Below are 18,129 nucleotides of genomic sequence, written 5' to 3'. Positions count from 1 at the left end.
GGAGAAGGGTGACGGATTCATGGGCACTGAGGCCACCAGGCGGGTCGCGCTCGTTTTCTCCCTGTTCGACGCCCATGCCAACGGCGTCCTGGAGCAGGACGATTTCGATCTCATGGCCGAGCGCGTCGTCCGCGAGGCGCACGCCTCGGACCAGGCGGCGAAGGACGCGATGCGGCGAGCGTTCCGGCGGTACTGGACGACCCTGCTCACCGAGCTCGACGAGAACGGCGACGGCGAGATCAGCTTCGAGGAGTTCAGCGCCTGTGTGCTGTCGCCGGAACGGTTCGACGCGACCATCGCCGTGTTCGCCGAGGCGCTGGCCGCGCTGGGCGACCCGGACGGCGACGGGCTGATCGAGCGCCCGCTGTTCATGGCGCTGATGCGGGCCATCGGCTTCGAGCCCGCCAACATCGACGCGCTCTTCGACGCGTTCGAGCCGACCGACGGGGACCGGATCCGGGTGGAGACGTGGGTCGCCGGGATCAAGGACTACTACGCCCCGGGCAAGGCCGGCATCCCCGGCGACCACCTGGTCGTCGGCACGCCCGTCTGACCGGGCGGCCCCGGGAACCTGCCGTGCCCGTGTGCTCGAAGCGCGGGCACGGCATCGGCGGCCGGGGCGCGCCGGCCTGGTCGATCAGCGTTCGTCCGGGTCCGTGTCCCGGGTGATGCGCCCGATGATGGCCGCTGCCCTTTCCGGGTGGCGGTCGAGCCAACTGCCGAGGTGCTCCCGGACGCCCTGCTCGACGCTGTCGCTCACTGTGGCTCCGCCCAGCCGACCGCGGGTGGAGCCCTCGTATTCCGGGCTGTCCAGTCTCACCGAGACGACCGCTGTCAGCCCCTCGCCGACTCGGTCGGCGCCGAGCTCGGGATCATCGGCCTTCAGGAGCCCGTGCCGTAGCGCGTGCTCGGTGAGCGCGGCCGCCACTCCGGTACGGAAACCGTCCTCATGGGTGCCGCCCTCAGGGGTGGGCGCACTGTTGGCGAAGGACCGGACTCGCTCCTCACGGGCCCTTCGCCAGCTCAGCGCCGCTTCCGCGGTCCCCGCCATCCGTTCGTTCTCCCACTCGAATGCGATCACCTCGGGCAGCCCCCATTCGGTCTCGGCGTCCAGGAGGGCGACGAAGTCCCCGGCTCCGTCCGGATACCGGAAGCTGACCGACCGGGTCCCGCCCGCGGGGCGTTCGTCGTTCAGCGAGAGGGTGAGCCCGCGGTTCAGCAGAGCCACCTCCCGCACCCGCCTGGCCAGCACCGCGAACGAACAGTCCACGGTGTCGAAGATGTCGGGGTCGGGCCAGAAGGCGATCGTGGTCCCGGTGTCCGTCGCCGGCCCCGCGGCGGCGGGCGGGGCGAGTGCGACGCCGCGCGCGTACTCCTGGACCCAGCGCGCGCCCCCGCGCCGCACCTCGGCCGTGAGGCGGCTCGACATGATGGTGGCGGCACAGGGTCCCATGCCGTAGACGCTCCAGCGGACGGTGTTGCGGCCGTCGGGCCGAAGTCCGGTGTCCGGCCTGGTCAACAGGGCCTCCAGACCGTCGCCGGTGCGGGCTCCGTCCACCAGCTCAAAGGGGATGCCCGGCCCGTCGTCGGCGATCCGGATGCCGCCGTCCCGGGTGAGGGTGACATCGACGCAGCCGCCGCCACCCGCCAGGATCTCGTTCACCGACCGGCTCGCGACCTCGTACACCAACTGGTGGAGGCCGCGTACGCCGGTGGATCCGACGTACATGCTGGGCCGCTTCCGCATGAGCTCGCGCCCCTCCACCTCGGTGACGCGGGCAGCGTCGTGCTCGTTGCTTCCCTCGGTCACGCATCCCCCTCCCTGGGTGTCCAGCAGGACGTCAGCCCGTCAGCAGATCCGGGTTTCCCGCCAGCGCGGCCAGGCGGCCCTGCGGGTCCGGGACGAGGCGGCGTTCGGTCAGGTCGAGGACGCCGCCGACGCCGGTGATCTCCGCGGCCACCGTGCCGTCCTCCTTGAGGATCTGCTGCTCCAGCGTGAACGTCTTGCCCGTGCCGTAGTCGAACCGGCAGGTGATCCGTACGCGCTCGCCGCCGCGCAGTTCGCGGCGGTACTTGACCGTCACCTCCAGCTGTACCGGGCCGATTCCGTCGGCCAGCAGCTTCTCCTGGGGCAGTCCGGCGGCGCGCAGCAGCTCCCAGCGGGCGTGCTCCGCGTACTGGAGGTAGACGGCCTGGTTCAGGTGGCCCTGGGTGTCGAGTTCGTAGCCGCGCACGGTCACATCAACGGAGAAGGTCATGACCGTGCGAACAACCGGGCCCGGCCGTCCATTCCGGGTGGACCGGGGTGCCGGATCCCTTTACGCACCTGTCATGCACCGGTAACTTCCTCCCCGCAAGGAATTGCAGCAACATTCCGGCAGAACTTGCCGCCGGATCGTGTTCACTCACCGAACCCCGAGGCGCGTCAGGGTTCTCCCCTCCCCTGGAGACACGCATGAGACGCACTCCTCACCGGCTGTTGCGACGTCCGCTCGCGGCGGCCGTGGCAGCGGCCGGGCTGCTGGGACTCCTCACCGCCGTGCCGCAGACGCGCCCCGCGCCGACGAGCGAACCCGTCGCCTCCTCGGCCGCCACCGAGACCACGGCGACCGTCTTCTACTCCACGAAGACCCGCGACTGGTCGGCGTACTACCTGCATTACGCCCCCGACGGCGGTTCCTGGACCGCCGTTCCCGGCACGCGGATGGAGGCCGCCTGCGCCGACTGGGTCAAGCTGACGGTCCCGCTCGACGGCGCGGCCGGCCTCAAGGCGACCTTCAACGACGGCTCGGGCACCTGGGACAACAACGCGGGCCGGAACTACGACCTGGGCTCCGGGAGCATCACGGTCCAGGACGGGGTCGTGGCACACAGCGATCCGTGCGCGGGTGCGGGTCCCGGGGAGCCCGAGGAGCCGGAGGCGCCCGACGGGCCGAACACGGCGTCCGTCTACTACGCGACCTCCACCGTCGGCTGGTCCACCGTCAATCTCCACTACCGCCCGCACGGCGGAGCGTGGACGACCGTCCCCGGCATCGGCATGGAAGCAGCCTGCACGGGCTGGGTGAAGCGCACGGTCGACCTCGGGACGGCCACCGGGCTCCAGGCCGCGTTCAACAACGGCAACGGCGTCTGGGACAACAACAACGGCAGCGACTACACCCTGGCGACCGGGCTCACCACGGTGAAGGACCGTACGGTGACGGCCTCGGCGAAGGACCCGTGCGCGGCCGAGGAACCGGATACCGAGGCGCCGTCCGCGCCCACCGGGGTGAAGGCCGCCGCCGACGGGGTGTCGGTCGTGGTCACCTGGGAACCCGCCACGGACGACCGGGGCGTGACGAAGTATCAGCTCACCAGGACCGGGGGAACGAAGGGCACGGTGGTCACCGACACCACCTCGACCGTCTTCTCCGACACGGGACTTGAGGCCAGGACCGCCTACCGCTACACCGTGCGGGCCGTCGACGCCGCCGGGAACGTCTCGGCCGAGTCCGCCCCGGCCTCCGTCACCACCGGCGAGCAGCCCACGACCCCCGCCGCGGGCACACCGCTGGGCACCGATCCCCGCAAGGACCCGATCTACTTCGTGCTCACCGCCCGGTTCAACGACGGCGACCCCACGAACAACCGGGGCGGCAGCCAACACGAGAAGTCCGGCAACGCCGCCAACGACGACCCCATGTTCCGGGGCGACTTCAAGGGGCTGGTGCAGAAGCTCGACTACATCAAGGGGCTCGGCTTCTCCGCGATCTGGATCACCCCGGTCGTCCTCAACCGGTCGGACTACGACTACCACGGCTACCACGGTTACGACTTCTACCGGGTGGACCCACGGCTGGAGTCGGCCGGAGCCTCCTACCAGGACCTCATCAACGCCGCCCACGCGAAAGGCATGAAGATCTACCAGGACGTCGTCCACAACCACTCCTCGCGGTGGGGCGCGAAGGGCCTGTTCACCCCGAAGGCGTACGGCGTGCGCGACGCGCAGTGGAGCTGGTACTACGACGAGCAGAACGACGGGTTCACGTACGACGGCCTCACCGTCGAGCCCAAGTCCGGGAAGTCGTACTACAACGGCGACCTGTGGTCCGCGGCCGAGCCGACGGGCAACACCTGCGTGGGCTGGGGCACACCCACCGGGCACACCTCGCCGGAGGGCTACCGCATCTACAACTGCCAGTGGCCCAGCCCCACTTCGGGCATGTTCCCGAAGGCGCTCTACCACACCTGCTGGATCGGCAACTGGGAGGGCGAGGACTCCCGCTCCTGCTGGCTGCACGACGACCTCGCGGACTTCAACACCGAGAACGCCCAGGTCCAGAACTATCTGATCGGCGCGTACAACAAGTACATCGACATGGGCGTCGACGGCTTCCGGCTCGACACGGCGGTGCACATCCCCCGCACCACCTGGAACCGCCGTTTCCTGCCCGCGATCCAGGAGCGCGTCACGCAGCGGTTCGGCGCGGAGGCGGCACAGAACTTCTTCGTCTTCGGCGAGGTCGCGGCCTTCGTCAACGACAAGTGGAACCGTGGCTCGGTCAACCACTCGGCGCAGTTCTTCACGTGGAAGGAGCGCAAGGAGTACAGCGCGGACGACGAGAAGGCCGCCCTGGAGATGTACGACTACGAGCAGCAGCAGGGCACGGCGTCCCAGCCCGTCTCCGACAACGCCTTCCTCCAGGGCAACGCCTACCACGCGCCCGACCGCAGCCGGTTCTCCGGGATGAACATCATCGACATGCGGATGCACATGAACTTCGGTGACGCCGACAACGCGTTCCACAACGGCAAGGACTCCGACGACGCGGTCAACGACGCCACGTACAACGTGGTCTACGTCGACAGCCACGACTACGGCCCCAACAAGAGCAGCGAGCGCTACACCGGCGGTACGGACGCCTGGGCCGAGAACATGTCGCTGATGTGGACCTTCCGGGGCATTCCGACGCTCTACTACGGCTCCGAGATCGAGTTCCAGAAGGGCAAGCAGATCGACTGCGGTCCGACGTGCCCGCTGGCGACGACCGGGCGGGCCTACTTCGGGGACCACCTGGCCGGTGAGGTCACGGCCTCGGACTTCGGCAAGGTCTCCTCGGCCACCGGCAAGGTCGCCGACACCCTGTCCGCCCCGCTGGCCCGCCACCTCCAGCGCCTCAACGAGATCCGCCGTGCCGTGCCCGCGCTCCAGATGGGCCAGTACTCCACGGAGGGCATCAGCGGCTCCATGGCGTACAAGCGCCGCTACACCGACACCGCGAGCGGCACGGACAGCTTCGCCCTGGTGACGGTCTCCGGGAGCGCCACGTACACCGGCGTCCCGAACGGCACGTACAAGGACGCCGTCACGGGCGACACCAAGGAGGTCACCTCGGGCACGCTCTCCGTACCGGCCCCCGGCAAGGGCAACCTGCGCGTGTACGTCCTGGACCTCGGCGGTAAGAACGCCGCGCCCGGGAAGGTCGGCGTGGCGGGGCCGTATCTGAAGTAGCCGACCTGACCGGCCCGGCCGCCCGGCTACCCCGCCCGCAGGTGCGGAAAGCGCCATTCGGTGCGGCTGCGCAGGACGGCTCCGGGGCGCAGCACCGTGCTCGGGTGGTCGGGGCGGTTGGGTGAGTCCGGGAGGTGCTGGGTCTCCAGGCAGAGGGAGCCGTGGCGTTGATGGCGGCGGCCGGTGCCGTCGGTGAACGCTCCGTCGAGCTGGTTGGCGGTGTAGATCTGAAGGCCCGGTTCGGTGGTCCACAGTTCCAGGGTGCGCCGGTCGCCGGGGGCGGTGAGGCGGGCGGCGCGGCGCAGGGTGCCGGGGGTGGCGGCGGGGCGCAGGATCCAGCAGTGGTCGTAGCCGCCGGCCTGGTCCAGTTGGGCGTCCGGGTGGGCGAGGCGTTCGCCGATGCGGTGGGGGGTGGTGAGGTCGAAGGGGGTACCGGTCACCGGGGCGGGCGGGCCTTCGGGGATGGAGTCGGCGTCGACGGGGAGGTAGGCGTCGGCGTCGGCCTGGAGGGTGTGGCCGAGGATGTCGTCGTCGCCGAGGTTGAGGTAGGCGTGGTGGGTGAGGTTGAGGACGGTGGGGCGGTCGGTGGTGGCCGTGTAGTCGACGGCGAGGGTTCCGGCGGTGTCCAGGGTGTAGGTGGCGGTGACGTCGAGCGCTCCGGGGAAGCCCATGTCGCCGTCCGGGCTGTGCAGGGTGAGCCGGAGGACGGCGGCGGTGCCGGTGCGGTGCCCGGTGGCTTCCCAGATCTTGGTGTGGAAGCCGTCGGGGCCGCCGTGCAGGGCGTGGCCGCGGTCGTTGGCGGGGATGTGGTGCGTGGTGCCGTCGAGGGTGAAGCGGCCGTGGGCGATGCGGTTGGCGTACCGGCCGACGATCGCCCCGAAGTACGGGTTCTTGTCGGTGTAGTCGTCGAGCGCGGGCAGGGAGCGGACGACCGGGCCGGGTTCGCCCGCGGTGTCCGGCACGGTGAGGCTGTGCAGGACACCGCCGTAGGTGAGGATCTCGGCCCGGACGCCGGTGCCGGAGTCGAGGGTCCAGAGGTCGGTCTCGCTCTGCCCGTGGGCGCGGCCGAACGGTTTGCGGTGCACGGTGGGCATGAGGAGTTCCTTGGGGGGAGGTGCGGAAGGGGCCTCGCGAGGGTGCGTCAGCTCGGCGGTCCGCCGGCCTCGCGGGGCGTGGTGGATTCGCGGACGACGAGGCGGTAGCCGGGGCGGGGGCGCCGGGGTTCGGCGACCGGGGTGCCGGCGAGGCGTTCGACGAGGCTGTCGACGGCGAGCCGGGCGATGGCCGCCTTGTCCGGGGCGATGGTGGTGAGGGTGGTGGCCCCGTACCGGCTCTCCTCGATGTCGTCGAAGCCGACGACGGCGATGTCGTCCGGGATGGTGAGGCCACGTTCGGTGATGGTGCGCATGGCCCCGATCGCGATCAGGTCGTTGTACGCGAACACGGCGTCGGGCCGCTCGCCCCGGTCGAGGAGGGAGGCCATCGCGGCGGCCCCGTCCTCGCGGCCGTAGCCGTCGGTGACGACGACCAGGGACTCGTCGGGGGTGATGCCGGAGGCGGCCAGCTCCTCGCGCCAGCCGCGCAGCCGGAGGTGGGCGGGCTGGCGCTCCTGCCCGGTGCGGGAGCCGAGGAAGGCGATACGGCGGTGGCCCAGCGCGATGAGGTGGGCGACGGCCTCACGGGCGGCGGCCACGTTGTCGATGGCGATGTGGTCGTACGGGGCCTCGTACTCGCGTTCGCCGAGCAGCACCAGCGGCGCGGTCTCGGTGCGGGCCATCAGGTCCTCGGTCTCCAGGTGGATGGGGCTGAGGATGAGCCCGTCGATGACATGGGAGCGGAACCCCTGGCAGACCAGCAGTTCCTTCTCGCGCTGGCCCGCCGTGTGGTCGACCAGAACGGTGTAGTCGTGCCGGGCGGCCGCGTCGACGACCTCGCCGGCCAGCTCCGCGAAGTACGGGTTGCCGAACTCGGGGACGGCGAGCGCGATGATGCCGGTGCGGCCCTTGCGCAGATGGCGGGCGGTGAGGTTCGGCCGGTAGCCGAGCTCGTCGATCGCCTGCTGCACCTTGGCCCGCATCTTCGGGGTGACGTGCTGGTAGTTGTTGACCACGTTCGACACGGTCTTGATGGACACGCCCGCCCGTTGAGCTACGTCCTTGAGGCTGACGCCCACGGCACTCCTTGTTTCCCTTGGTTCGACTCGACCCGGCCCATGCGGTTCAGGTGGTTCTCCGGCTGCGCGCGAGGTAACGCTGCGCCACCACGACAACGATAAGGAAGCCGCCGCTGACCACCGACTGGTACGAGGAGTTGAGCGAGCCGATCTGGTTGATCAGGTTCTGGATCACGGCGAGCAGCAGGACGCCCCAGAGGGTGCCGCTGATCGAGCCCGCTCCGCCGATGAGGAGGGTGCCGCCGATGACGACGGCGGAGATCGCGTCCAGCTCCATGCCGACGCCGACGATGGTGACGCCGGAGGAGAGGCGGGCGGCGTTCAGCGCTCCGGCGAGTCCGGCGAGCAGCCCGCTGAGGGTGTAGACGAGGATCTTCGTCCGGGCGACGGGCAGCCCCATCAGGGTGGCCGCGTCGCTGCTGCCGCCGACCGCGAACAGCGTCTGGCCGAACGAGGTCCGCTGGAGGAGGAGGCCGCCCGCCCCGAAGAGGGCCAGCGCGATGAGGATCGGGTAGCCGAAGCCCCAGACGCTGCCCTGGCCCAGCTCGGCGAAGGCGGAGTCCTTGGGCACCAGGTAGGTGGTGGCGCCCTCGTCGGTGAAGGCGAGCAGCATGCCGCGCGCGGCGAGAAGACTGGCGAGCGTGACGATGAAGGGGGCCATGTTGGCGCGGGCGATGAGCAGCCCGTTGACCAGGCCGATCGCACCGCAGACCACCAGGGGTACGAGCAGGGCGGCGAAGAAGCCCCATGGCGATGCCCAGGCGGCGAGGACGCCGCCGAGGGCGAAGACGGAGCCGACGGAGAGGTCGATGCCGCCGGTGATGATGACCAGGGTCATGCCGAGCGCGACGATCGCGAGGAACGAGGCCTGGACGGTGACGCCCCGGGCGTTGTCGAGGCTGGCGAACGTCGGGTAGATGAACGAGGCGATGAGGATCACGGTCAGCAGGACCGCGAGGACGCCCTGGCGCTGGACGAGTTCCCCGATGCGGGAGCCGGTGGAGCGCTCGGGGCGGGGTTCGGGGCGCGAGGGGGCGCTCTTGAGCGGCGCCGGGGCCTCGGCCGGGGGCACGGTGGCCGGTGTGGTGGTCTTGTTCATCGGGACCTACGCTCCCGGGCGACGTAGACGGCGGCGATGATGATGGCCGCCTGGGCGATCTGTGCGGTGGAGTCGGGCAGGTCGTGCTTGACGAGGGTGGCGCGCAGCAGCTGCATCAGCAGGGCTCCGGCGACGGTGCCGAGCACCCGGATGGAGCCGCCGTTGAGCGGGGTGCCGCCGACGACGACCGCCGTGATGGCGGACAGCTCCATGAGGGTGCCGAGGGAGGACGGGTCGCTGGCGGTGAGCCGTGCGGTGGCGAGGATGCCCGCGAGGGCGGCCATCACCCCGCAGAGGATGTAGACGCCGATCAGGACGCGCTTGACGGGCAGTCCGGACAGGGCGGCGGCCGAGCGGTTGCCGCCGATGGCGACGATCTGCCGGCCGAAGGTGGTGCGCTGCACCAGGAACGCGACGGCCAGCGCGAGGATGCCCGCGATGAGGACGACCGTCGGGATGCCGAGGAAGGAGCCGGTGCCGAGCGCGAGGATGTCCGGGTTGACGATCTGCTTGAGCTGGCCGTCCGCCATGACGAGGGCGAGGCCCCGGCCGCCGACGAACAGGGCGAGCGTGGCGACGATGGGTTGCAGCCCGACGAGCGAGACGAGCGTCCCATTGATCGCGCCGACCACGGCCCCGGCGAGCAGGGCGATCAGGAGCGCGGGGACCAGTCCGTAACCGAGGTAGAGCGGCAGCAGGGCGGCGGCGAGCGCCATGGTGGAGCCGACGGAGAGGTCGATGCCCTCGGTGCCGATGACCAGGGCCATGCCCAGCGCGACGATCACGATGGGCGCGACCTGGACGAGCTGGGTGCGCAGGTTGTCGGCCGTCATGAAGTGTTCGGTGAACAGGGCGTTGAACAGCAGGACGACGGCGACGGCCGCGTACACCCCGTACTCCTGGTACCAGGCGGGGTCGCGGAGCCGGGCGAGCGGCTTCGCGGGGCGTGGCAGGGTGGCCTGGGTGGTCATCGGGGGTCCTCCTGGCCGGCCGGGACCTTCCCGCCGGTGTCGGGCACGGGGTCGCCGGGCACGGCGCCGGGCGTGTGGTCGCTGAGCACGGTGTCGGGCGTGTGGTCGGCGAGCACTTCGAGCAGGCGGCTCTCGTCCACCTCGTCGCCGGCGAGTTCACCGGCGACCGCGCCGCCGCGCAGCACGACGATGCGGTCGGCGCCCTCGATCAGCTCCTCGATGTCGGAGGAGATCAGCAGGACGGCGAGCCCTTCGCGGGCGAGTTCGTCGATGAGGGACTGCACCTCGGCCTTGGCGCCGACGTCGATGCCGCGCGTGGGCTCGTCGAGCAGCAGCACCTTGGGCTCCAGGCAGAGCCAGCGGGCGAGGAGCACCTTCTGCTGGTTGCCGCCGGAGAGTTCGCCGACCTTCTGCTCGGGGCTGGACGCCTTGATCCGCAGTCGCTTCATGAAGATGTCGACAATGCGGTCCTGCTTGGCGCGGGAGACGATCCCGGCCTTGGAGAGCCGGGGCATGGCGGCGAGCACGATGTTCTCGCGGACGGAGAGCCCGGGGACGATCCCCTCGGCCTTGCGGTCCTCGGGGAGCATGCTGATGCCCGCGCGGATCGCGGCGGCCGGTGTGGGGCGGCCGATGCGCTTGCCGTCGACGGTGATCTCCCCGCCGTCCAGGGGCAGCGCGCCGGTCAGCGCCTTCGCGGTCTCGCTGCGCCCGGAGCCCAGCAGCCCGCCGAGTCCCAGCACCTCACCTGCGTACAACTCCATGGATATGTCGTGCAGTTGGTGACGGCGGTCGAGGCCGGTCGCGGTGAGGACGGGGGTGCGGGCGGCGTCGTGCCCCTCGGCGGCGAAGCCGGTCAGGCCGTCGCGGCGGACCTCGGCCATGTCGCGGCCGAGCATCATCGACACCAGCTGCATGCGCTCCAGCGGGGCGAGTTCGCCGGTGTGGATGTGGCGGCCGTCGCGCAGCACGGTGACCCGGTCGCAGATGCGGTACAGCTCGTCCATCCGGTGGCTGACGTAGAGGACGGCGATGCCCTGGCCGCGCAGGCTCTCGATGACCCGGAACAGGGTCTCGACCTCGCGGGGCTCCAGCGAGGAGGTCGGCTCGTCCATGATGACGACCTGCGCCTGTACGGAGACGGCGCGGGCGAGCGCGACCATCTGCTGGGTGCCGATGCCGAGGGTGTGCAGGGGCCGCTTGGGGTCGACGCGGACACCGAAGCCGTCGAGGAGTTCGGTGGTCTCGCGGTTCATCCGGGGGAAGTCGATGAGCCCGAAACGGTTCTTCGGCTCCCGGCCCAGGAAGATGTTGCGCGCCACGCTCATCAGCGGGACGAGGTTCACCTCCTGGTAGATGGTGGAGATCCCGGCCTGCTGCGCCTCGAAGGGGCGGGCGAAGCGGACGGGTTCGCCGCTGACGCGCACCTCGCCCCCGTCGCTCTGGTAGACGCCGGTGAGCACCTTGATGAGGGTGGACTTGCCGGCCCCGTTCTCGCCGACGAGCGCGTGGACCTCGCCCGCACGCAGGGCGAAGGAGACGTCGTCCAGGGCGACGACGCCCGGGAACCGCTTGCTCACGGAGCGGGCTTCGAGTACAGGGTCGGGTTCGGCGACAGCGGCCCCGGCCGCCCCGGCGGTCTCCGGGTGCGGGGGTGTCGCGTGGGTGGGTGCCATGAGTCCTGGCCTTCCGGTGGTACGGGAACGGTCCCGGGCCGCCGCGTCGCCCGGGAGATGCCCAGGAGCGAGGCGGCGGCCGGAGTGCCGGTCGGAGTGCCGGTGCGGGTTCCGGTGGGAGTGGCGGCCGGGTCAGTACGCTCCGCCGAGCGAGTCCTTCGCGTTGGCCTCGTCGTACTCGCGGTCGGTGATGATGACGTTCTCGGGGATCTCCTCGCCGGCGTAGAACTTCTGCGCGGTGGCGAAGGCGAGCGGGCCGAAGCGCGGGTTGGACTCGATGACGGCGTTGTACTCGCCGTTGACCAGGGCCTGGACGGCGTTGCGGGTGCCGTCGACCGAGACGATCTTGACGTCCTTGCCGGGCTTCTTGCCGGCCGCCTTGATCGCGGTGAGAGCTCCGAGGCCCATCTCGTCGTTCTCCGCGTAGACGGCGGTGATGTCGGGCTTGGACTGGATGAGCTGCTCCATGACCTGCTGGCCCTTGTCGCGGGCGAACTCGCCGGTCTGCTGGGCGACGATCTCCAGCCCGGGGGCCTCGGCCTTGACCTGGTCGACGAAGCCCTTGGTGCGGTCGGTGGTGACGTTGTTGCCGGAGGCGCCGAGCAGGATCGCGACCTTGCCCTTGCCGCCGGTGACCTTGATCATCGCGTCGGCGGCGCGCTTGCCCTGCTCGACGAAGTCGGAGCCGAGGAAGGCGACGTAGTCCTTGCAGGCGGTGGAGTTGACCTTGCGGTCGATGGTGAGGACGGGGACCTTCTTGGCGGCCGCCGCCTTCAACGCGGGCTCCAGACCGTCGGAGTTGAGCGGAGCCACGATGAGGAACTGCGCGCCCTGGGACAGCATGTCCTGGATGTCGCTGATCTGCTTGGACAGCTGGGACTGGGCGTTGGTGGTCAGCAGCTTCTTGACGCCGATCTTCTTCGCCTCGTCCTTGATGGACTGGGTCTCGGCGATCCGGAACGGGTTGGCCTCCTTCTCCGACTGGGAGAAGCCGACCACCGCGTCCTTCAGGTCGAGCTTGGGCGCGCCGTAGGTCTCCAGCGTGCAGCCCGCGCCGGACGAGGAATCGGGGGTCTTGGCCTCCTGAGCCGCCTGACTGCTGTCGCCGCCCGCGTTGTTGGAGGTCTCCGACTTGGCGCAGCCGGCGGCGGCCAGCGTGGTGGCGGCGAGGACGCAGGCCACGGCGAGGGTACGGGATCGACGCTGGATCATCATGCGCGGAACGCTCCTTGGCGGGTTGACGGCACGCTCGTCGGCGTGCGGTCGGGCATGCGGGACGAGGCATCGGCCACGGGGCAGCTGATACCACTGCATTCCTCACACCCCTGCTCCGTCCTGCGGGAACAGCGGTCGTGAGAGCCTGCGCAGCCTGTCGGCGGCTCGGTTTACAACGTTATATAGGCGGCGCGGCACGGGCGGCAAGAGCGTTGTCGATGCGTTTCCAAAAAGTGTCGGACGGCCACCGGGGGCGTTCCGCGACCGGCGGCCCGCCGCGCCGGACAGCCGCTGCGCGGGGTCTGGACACCGGCCCGACACCGTGCTGTCATACCGCCGGACGCCAGATTTCTAACGTTGCAAGAACGGCTCTCGTCCGACCGCCCCGCCGCGCGACGGCGGTCCTCGGCATGCGCCGGCCGATCGGCCCGCAGCTCCGCCCCGCACCTCAGGTCACTCACGTACCACCGGCAGCCCCGCCCTGCACGGCCACCGTGCCGTGCAGCCACCCCCACCGAGCCCGGCCGCGGCACAGGCGGCCGCGGCCGAGAGCAGGAGCCGCACCGATGCCCCTGAACCGCAGGCAGTTCCTCACCACCGCGGTGGCCACCGCCGTCGCCACCGGCGCGGCGAGCCGGTGGGCGACCGCCGCGACGCCCGACCGCCACCTGATGCCGGCCGCCCGCGGCGGCCACTACTCCCCCAACGCCGCCCCGCTCCACCCCACCGCGTTCCTGAAGCTGCCTCCGGGCAAGGTGACGGCGCACGGCTGGCTGGCCGGGCAGCTGAAGCTCCAGCTGGAGGGGCTGTGCGGCCGGTACGAGGAGTTCTCGCACTTCCTCGACTTCACGGCCACCGGCTGGGTCCGCCCGGACCGGGGCGGCTGGGAGGAAGTCCCGTACTGGCTGCGGGGTTACGCCGATCTCGCGATCGTCACCGGTGACGCGACCGCGCTGGCCACGACCCGCCGCTGGATGGACGCGATCCTCGCCACCGGGCAGAGCGACGGCTTCTTCGGCCCGGAGGCGCTGCGGACCTCACTCAACGGCGGCCCCGACTTCTGGCCGTTCCTCCCCCTGATCCAGGCCCTGCGCTCCTGGCAGGAGTACACCGAGGACAACCGGATCATCCCCTTCCTCAGCCGCTTCTTCCGCTACATGAACGCCCAGGGTCCGGGCGCCTTCGACACCAGCTGGATCGCCCTGCGCTGGGGCGACGGCCTGGACAGCGTCATGTGGCTCTACAACCGCACCGGCGACGCCTTCCTCCTGGACCTCGTCGACAAGATCCACCGGTACGGGGCCGACTGGGGCGACAACCTGGTCAACCCGCACAACGTGAACATCGCCCAGGGCTTCCGGGAGCCCGCCCAGTTCGCGCTGCGCAGCGGCTCAGCCATCGACACCCGTAACACCTACGGCACATACGCGAAGGCCATGGACGCCTACGGGCAGTTCCCCGGCGGCGGTTTCGCCGGGGACGAGAACGCCCGGCCCGGGCACGGCGACCCCCGGCAGGGCTTCGAGACCTGCGGGATCGTCGAGTTCATGGCGAGCCACCAGCTGCTCACCCGGATCACCGGGGACCCGCTGTGGGCGGACCGCTGCGAGGAGCTGGCGTTCAACTCGCTGCCGGCCTCGCTCGACCCGTCGGGCAAGGCGGTGCACTACATCACCTGCGCCAACAGCGTGGACCTGGACAACGAGCCCAAGCGGGACCGCCAGTTCCAGAACCCGTTCGCGATGCTGGCGTATCTGCCGGGCGTGGACCAGTACCGCTGTTGCCCGCACAACTACGGCATGGGCTGGCCCTACTTCACCGAGGAGCTGTGGCTCGCCACCCCCGACGGCGGGCTCGCGGCGGCGATGTACGCGCCCAGCGAGGTGACGGCGAAGGTCGCGGACGGCACGGAAGTGACGTTCACGGAGGAGACCGGCTACCCCTTCACGGACACCGTCACCCTGTCCCTCACCGCACCGAAACCGCTCACCTTCCCGCTGGTCCTGCGCATCCCCGCCTGGTGTGCCGATCCCGACATCCGGGTCAACGGACAGCGGGTCACCGCGCCCGCCGGACCGGCCTTCACCCGGATCGAACGGACCTGGTCCAGCGGCGACACGGTCACCCTGCGGCTGCCGCAGCGGACCACCGTACGCACCTGGGCGGAGAACCACGGCTCCGTCAGCGTGGACCATGGGCCGCTCACGTACTCGCTGCGGATCGGGGAGGAGTACGAGCGGATCGGCGGCAGCGACACGTTCCCGGAGTACGCGGTCCACGCCACGACCCCGTGGAACTACGGCCTCGTCCTGGACACCGCCCGCCCGGCCGCGTCCCTGCGCCACCGCTCCAAGGGCCGGGCCCCCGGCGACAACCCGTTCACGCTCGACGGCACCCCGCTCACGATGACCGCGCGCGCCCGCCGCATCCCCGAGTGGACGGCGGACGACGAGCACGTGGTCGCGCCCCTCCAGCCGAGTCCGGCGCGCTCGACGGAGCCGGTCGAGGAGGTCACGCTCGTCCCGATGGGCGCGGCCCGGCTGCGGATCACGTCGTTCCCGACGGCGGCTCCGGACGCCGAACCGTGGCTGGCGGACCGCTGGTACCGGATCGCGAACCGGCACTCCGGCAAGGTGCTCGGCGTGGACGGCATGTCGACCGCGAACAGCGCTCACGTGGTGCAGTTCGGGGACACCGGCACGGCGGACCATCTGTGGCGGCTGATCGCCAACGGCGACGGCTGGTACCGGATCCGCAACCAGCACTCCGGCAAGGTGCTGGGCGTCGACCTGATGTCCACCGAGAACAGCGCGCACGTCGTCCAGTTCGACGACAACGACACCGCCGACCATCTGTGGCAGCTCGTCCCGGACGGGGACGGCTGGTACCGGATCCGTAACCGGAACTCGGACAAGGTGCTCGGCGTGGACGGGATGTCCACGGCCGACAGCGCGCACGTCGTGCAGTACGACGACAACGGGACGGCCGACCATCTGTGGCGGCTGCTGCTCTGAGCTCTCCCTTCCCCGATGTACCGCCCACCCAGCCCCGTACGACCGTAGAAAGGGATGTTCAACATGCGACCAGCACCCGCACCCCGCCGCCGCACCTGGTGGCGGAGATTAACGGCCGCCACCGGCCTGCTCGCCCTGGTGGCCACCGCCCTCGTGGGGACCGGCACCTCCCCGGCCGCCGCCGCGCCCGCCGCCTGGGAGCCGAAGCCCGCGCCCATGACGACGCCGTGGACGAACGACGTGCCGGTGGACAACCCGCTGCCGGAGTATCCGCGTCCGCAGCTGACCCGGCCCGACTGGACGAACCTCAACGGCATCTGGGACTTCGCGGTCACCGGCCGTGACGCCGGGCAGCCCGCGACGTTCCCGGAGCAGATCCGGGTCCCGTTCGTCGCCGAGTCCGCGCTCTCCGGCATCCAGCGCCGGATCACCGAGAACGACAAGCTCTGGTACAAACGGACCTTCACCGTCCCCGCAAACTGGGACGGCCGCCGGGTGAAACTGCACTTCGGGGCCTCCGACTGGCAGACCACGGTCTGGGTCAACGGCACCGAGGTCGGCGCGCACAAGGGCGGGTTCGACTCGTTCGCGTACGACATCACTCCGCAGCTGAACGGCGGTACGAACACGGTCGTGGTCTCCGTCTACGACCCGAGCCAGACCGGCGGCCAGGCCGTCGGCAAGCAGCGCATCAACGATGTGCAGCCGCATCCGGGCGGCGGGATCTTCTACACCGCGGCCTCCGGCATCTGGCAGACGGTCTGGCTGGAGCCGGTGGCCTCCGCCCACATCACCCGCCTCGACATGACGCCGAACCTGGGGGACAGCACCCTGCGGGTGAAGGTGCAGACGGCGGGAGCGGCGGGCCGGAGCGCCCGGATCACCGTCTCCAGCGGCGGTACGGTCGTGGGCACGGCGACGGGCGCGGTGAGCGGCGAGATCTCCGTCTCCGTACCGGACCCCCGGCTGTGGACGCCCGAGGATCCGTTCCTGTACGACGTGAAGGCAGATCTCCTCGACGGTTCGGCCGTCACCGACACCGTGGGCAGCTACACGGGCATGCGGTCGGTGGGGATCGCCAAGGTGGACAACATCCTGCGGCCGGTGCTGAACGGGAAGTTCGTGTTCCAGACGGGCACCCTGGACCAGGGGTACTGGCCGGACGGCATCTACACCGCGCCGAGCGACGAGGCGTTGAAATACGACCTCCAGGCGCACAAGGACCTCGGGTTCAACATGGTCCGCAAGCACATCAAGGTGGAGCCGCAGCGGTGGTTCTACTGGGCGGACAGGCTGGGTCTGCTGGTGTGGCAGGACATGCCGTCGATGGACACCGGCAAGGTGCCGGACGGGCCGGCCCGCACCCAGTGGGAGGCGGAGTACCGCACCATCATCGACCAGCACCGCAGTTCGCCCTCGGTGGTCATGTGGGTCAACCAGAACGAGGGCTGGGGGCAGTACGACCAGGCGAGGATCGCCGACGAGGTGAAGGCCCAGGATCCCTCGCGCCTCGTCAACAACATGAGCGGGGTCAACTGCTGCGGCTCGGTCGACGGCGGTAACGGCGACGTGGTGGACAACCACATCTACGTCGGCCCGGGGAACACCGCGCCGAGCGCCACCCGGGCGGCCGTGCTGGGCGAGTTCGGCGGGCTGGGCTACAAGGTGCCGGGCCACGAGTGGTATCCGGGCGGCGGTTTCAGCTACGAGGATCAGCCCAGTATCCCGGCGCTCAACAACCGGTTCGTCGGGCTGCTGGACGCCATCCGGATCGGCCAACTGCCCGCCGGGCTCTCGGCGTCGGTCTACACGGAGATCACGGACGTCGAGAACGAGGCGAACGGGCTGCTGACGTACGACCGCCAGGTCGTGAAGGTCGACACGGCCCGGGTGAAGGCCGCCAACCAGGCCCTCATCGAGGCGTCCCGCAACCCCGCCCCGCCGGTGGACCTCCCCACCGGACAGAACAAGTCGCTGCGGGTCACCACCCCCGGGCACACCACGAAGCACCTGCGCCACTACGACGGGCTGGCCTTCACCGAGGTGGTGGACAACGGGAGTTCGGCCGTGCTGAAGGCGGACGCGACCTGGAAGATCGTCACCGGGCTCGCCAACAGCAACTGCTACTCCTTCGAGTCCCGGAACTACCCCGGTGAGTTCCTGCGCCACCGGGAGTTCCGGGTGCGCCGCGACGCCAACGACAACTCCGCGCTGTTCAAGGCGGATGCGACGTGGTGCGCGGTCGCGGGGAGCGGCGGGGTGCGGTTCACCAGCGCCAATCTGCCCGGCAGCTATCTGCGGCACATCGACTCCGAGGTGTGGCTCGCCACTCCGGGCGGCGGGCAGCCCTTCGACAGCCCGGCGCTGTTCACCGAGGACACGACGTGGGCGGTGGACGCGCCGTGGGCGCCGTGACCTGACCGGGGGAACGGGCAGGGGCCCGGCGGCGACGGGGAATGGTCTCTCCGTCGGCGCCGGGCCCCTTGT

Annotated in this window: 12 protein-coding genes; 4 read left to right on the top strand and 8 right to left on the bottom strand. The window is 70.5% G+C overall.

All coding sequences use genetic code 11. The features are described 5' to 3' along the window. Window positions 1–19: 19 nt before the first annotated feature. On the top strand, window positions 20–553 hold the full coding sequence (locus A3Q37_RS18915) for an EF-hand domain-containing protein (RefSeq protein WP_065486089.1): 534 nt from the start codon (window positions 20–22) through the stop codon (window positions 551–553). 84 nt (window positions 554–637) lie between these two features. Here the strand turns inward: A3Q37_RS18915 and A3Q37_RS18910 are convergent, their stop codons facing one another. Together A3Q37_RS18910 and A3Q37_RS18905 are read right to left on the bottom strand one after the other, a co-directional pair. Beyond that, window positions 638–1,810: a hypothetical protein gene (locus tag A3Q37_RS18910; RefSeq protein ID WP_065486085.1), complete on the bottom strand. Its 1,173-nt coding sequence runs from the start codon at window positions 1,808–1,810 to the stop codon at window positions 638–640. Between the two features lie 31 nt (window positions 1,811–1,841). Further along, window positions 1,842–2,258 (bottom strand): thioesterase family protein, encoded by a 417-nt coding sequence (locus tag A3Q37_RS18905; RefSeq protein ID WP_065486081.1) that lies wholly within the window; start codon window positions 2,256–2,258, stop codon window positions 1,842–1,844. Between the two features lie 197 nt (window positions 2,259–2,455). Here A3Q37_RS18905 and A3Q37_RS18900 point away from each other — a divergent pair, with 197 nt between their 5' ends. After that, complete coding sequence (locus A3Q37_RS18900; RefSeq protein ID WP_065486077.1) at window positions 2,456–5,494, top strand: carbohydrate binding domain-containing protein; 3,039 nt, start codon at window positions 2,456–2,458, stop codon at window positions 5,492–5,494. 26 nt (window positions 5,495–5,520) lie between these two features. Here the strand turns inward: A3Q37_RS18900 and A3Q37_RS18895 are convergent, their stop codons facing one another. The 6 genes from A3Q37_RS18895 to A3Q37_RS18870 form a co-directional block, all read right to left on the bottom strand. Then, complete coding sequence (locus A3Q37_RS18895) at window positions 5,521–6,588, bottom strand: aldose epimerase family protein (protein ID WP_065486074.1); 1,068 nt, start codon at window positions 6,586–6,588, stop codon at window positions 5,521–5,523. Between the two features lie 47 nt (window positions 6,589–6,635). After that, complete coding sequence (locus A3Q37_RS18890) at window positions 6,636–7,667, bottom strand: LacI family DNA-binding transcriptional regulator (protein WP_065486070.1); 1,032 nt, start codon at window positions 7,665–7,667, stop codon at window positions 6,636–6,638. Between the two features lie 46 nt (window positions 7,668–7,713). Beyond that, complete coding sequence (locus A3Q37_RS18885; protein WP_065486069.1) at window positions 7,714–8,766, bottom strand: ABC transporter permease; 1,053 nt, start codon at window positions 8,764–8,766, stop codon at window positions 7,714–7,716. Beyond that, window positions 8,763–9,737: an ABC transporter permease gene (locus tag A3Q37_RS18880; protein WP_030082376.1), complete on the bottom strand. Its 975-nt coding sequence runs from the start codon at window positions 9,735–9,737 to the stop codon at window positions 8,763–8,765. The genes A3Q37_RS18885 and A3Q37_RS18880 overlap by 4 nt, the downstream gene beginning before the upstream one ends. Beyond that, complete coding sequence (locus A3Q37_RS18875; RefSeq protein ID WP_065486067.1) at window positions 9,734–11,413, bottom strand: sugar ABC transporter ATP-binding protein; 1,680 nt, start codon at window positions 11,411–11,413, stop codon at window positions 9,734–9,736. Before A3Q37_RS18875 ends, A3Q37_RS18880 begins: the two co-directional genes overlap by 4 nt. A gap of 132 nt (window positions 11,414–11,545) precedes the next feature. Then, entirely contained in the window at window positions 11,546–12,628 is a 1,083-nt protein-coding gene (locus A3Q37_RS18870; protein WP_065486060.1) for an ABC transporter substrate-binding protein, read from the bottom strand. 566 nt (window positions 12,629–13,194) lie between these two features. Here A3Q37_RS18870 and A3Q37_RS18865 point away from each other — a divergent pair. Continuing rightward, the gene (locus tag A3Q37_RS18865; RefSeq protein ID WP_065486058.1) at window positions 13,195–15,642 is read left to right on the top strand and encodes an RICIN domain-containing protein; all 2,448 of its coding nucleotides are present in this window, start codon (window positions 13,195–13,197) and stop codon (window positions 15,640–15,642) included. A gap of 63 nt (window positions 15,643–15,705) precedes the next feature. Continuing rightward, window positions 15,706–18,057 carry a glycoside hydrolase family 2 gene (locus A3Q37_RS18860; RefSeq protein WP_065486278.1) on the top strand — a complete coding sequence of 784 codons (2,352 nt, stop codon included), beginning with the start codon at window positions 15,706–15,708 and terminating at the stop codon, window positions 18,055–18,057. Window positions 18,058–18,129 lie beyond the last annotated feature (72 nt).

This window comes from Streptomyces sp. PTY087I2 (assembly GCF_001687325.1).
GTDB lineage: Bacteria > Actinomycetota > Actinomycetes > Streptomycetales > Streptomycetaceae > Streptomyces.
Note: the sequence above shows the minus strand (reverse complement) of the source record. Positions and strands in the feature narration are given on the sequence as shown.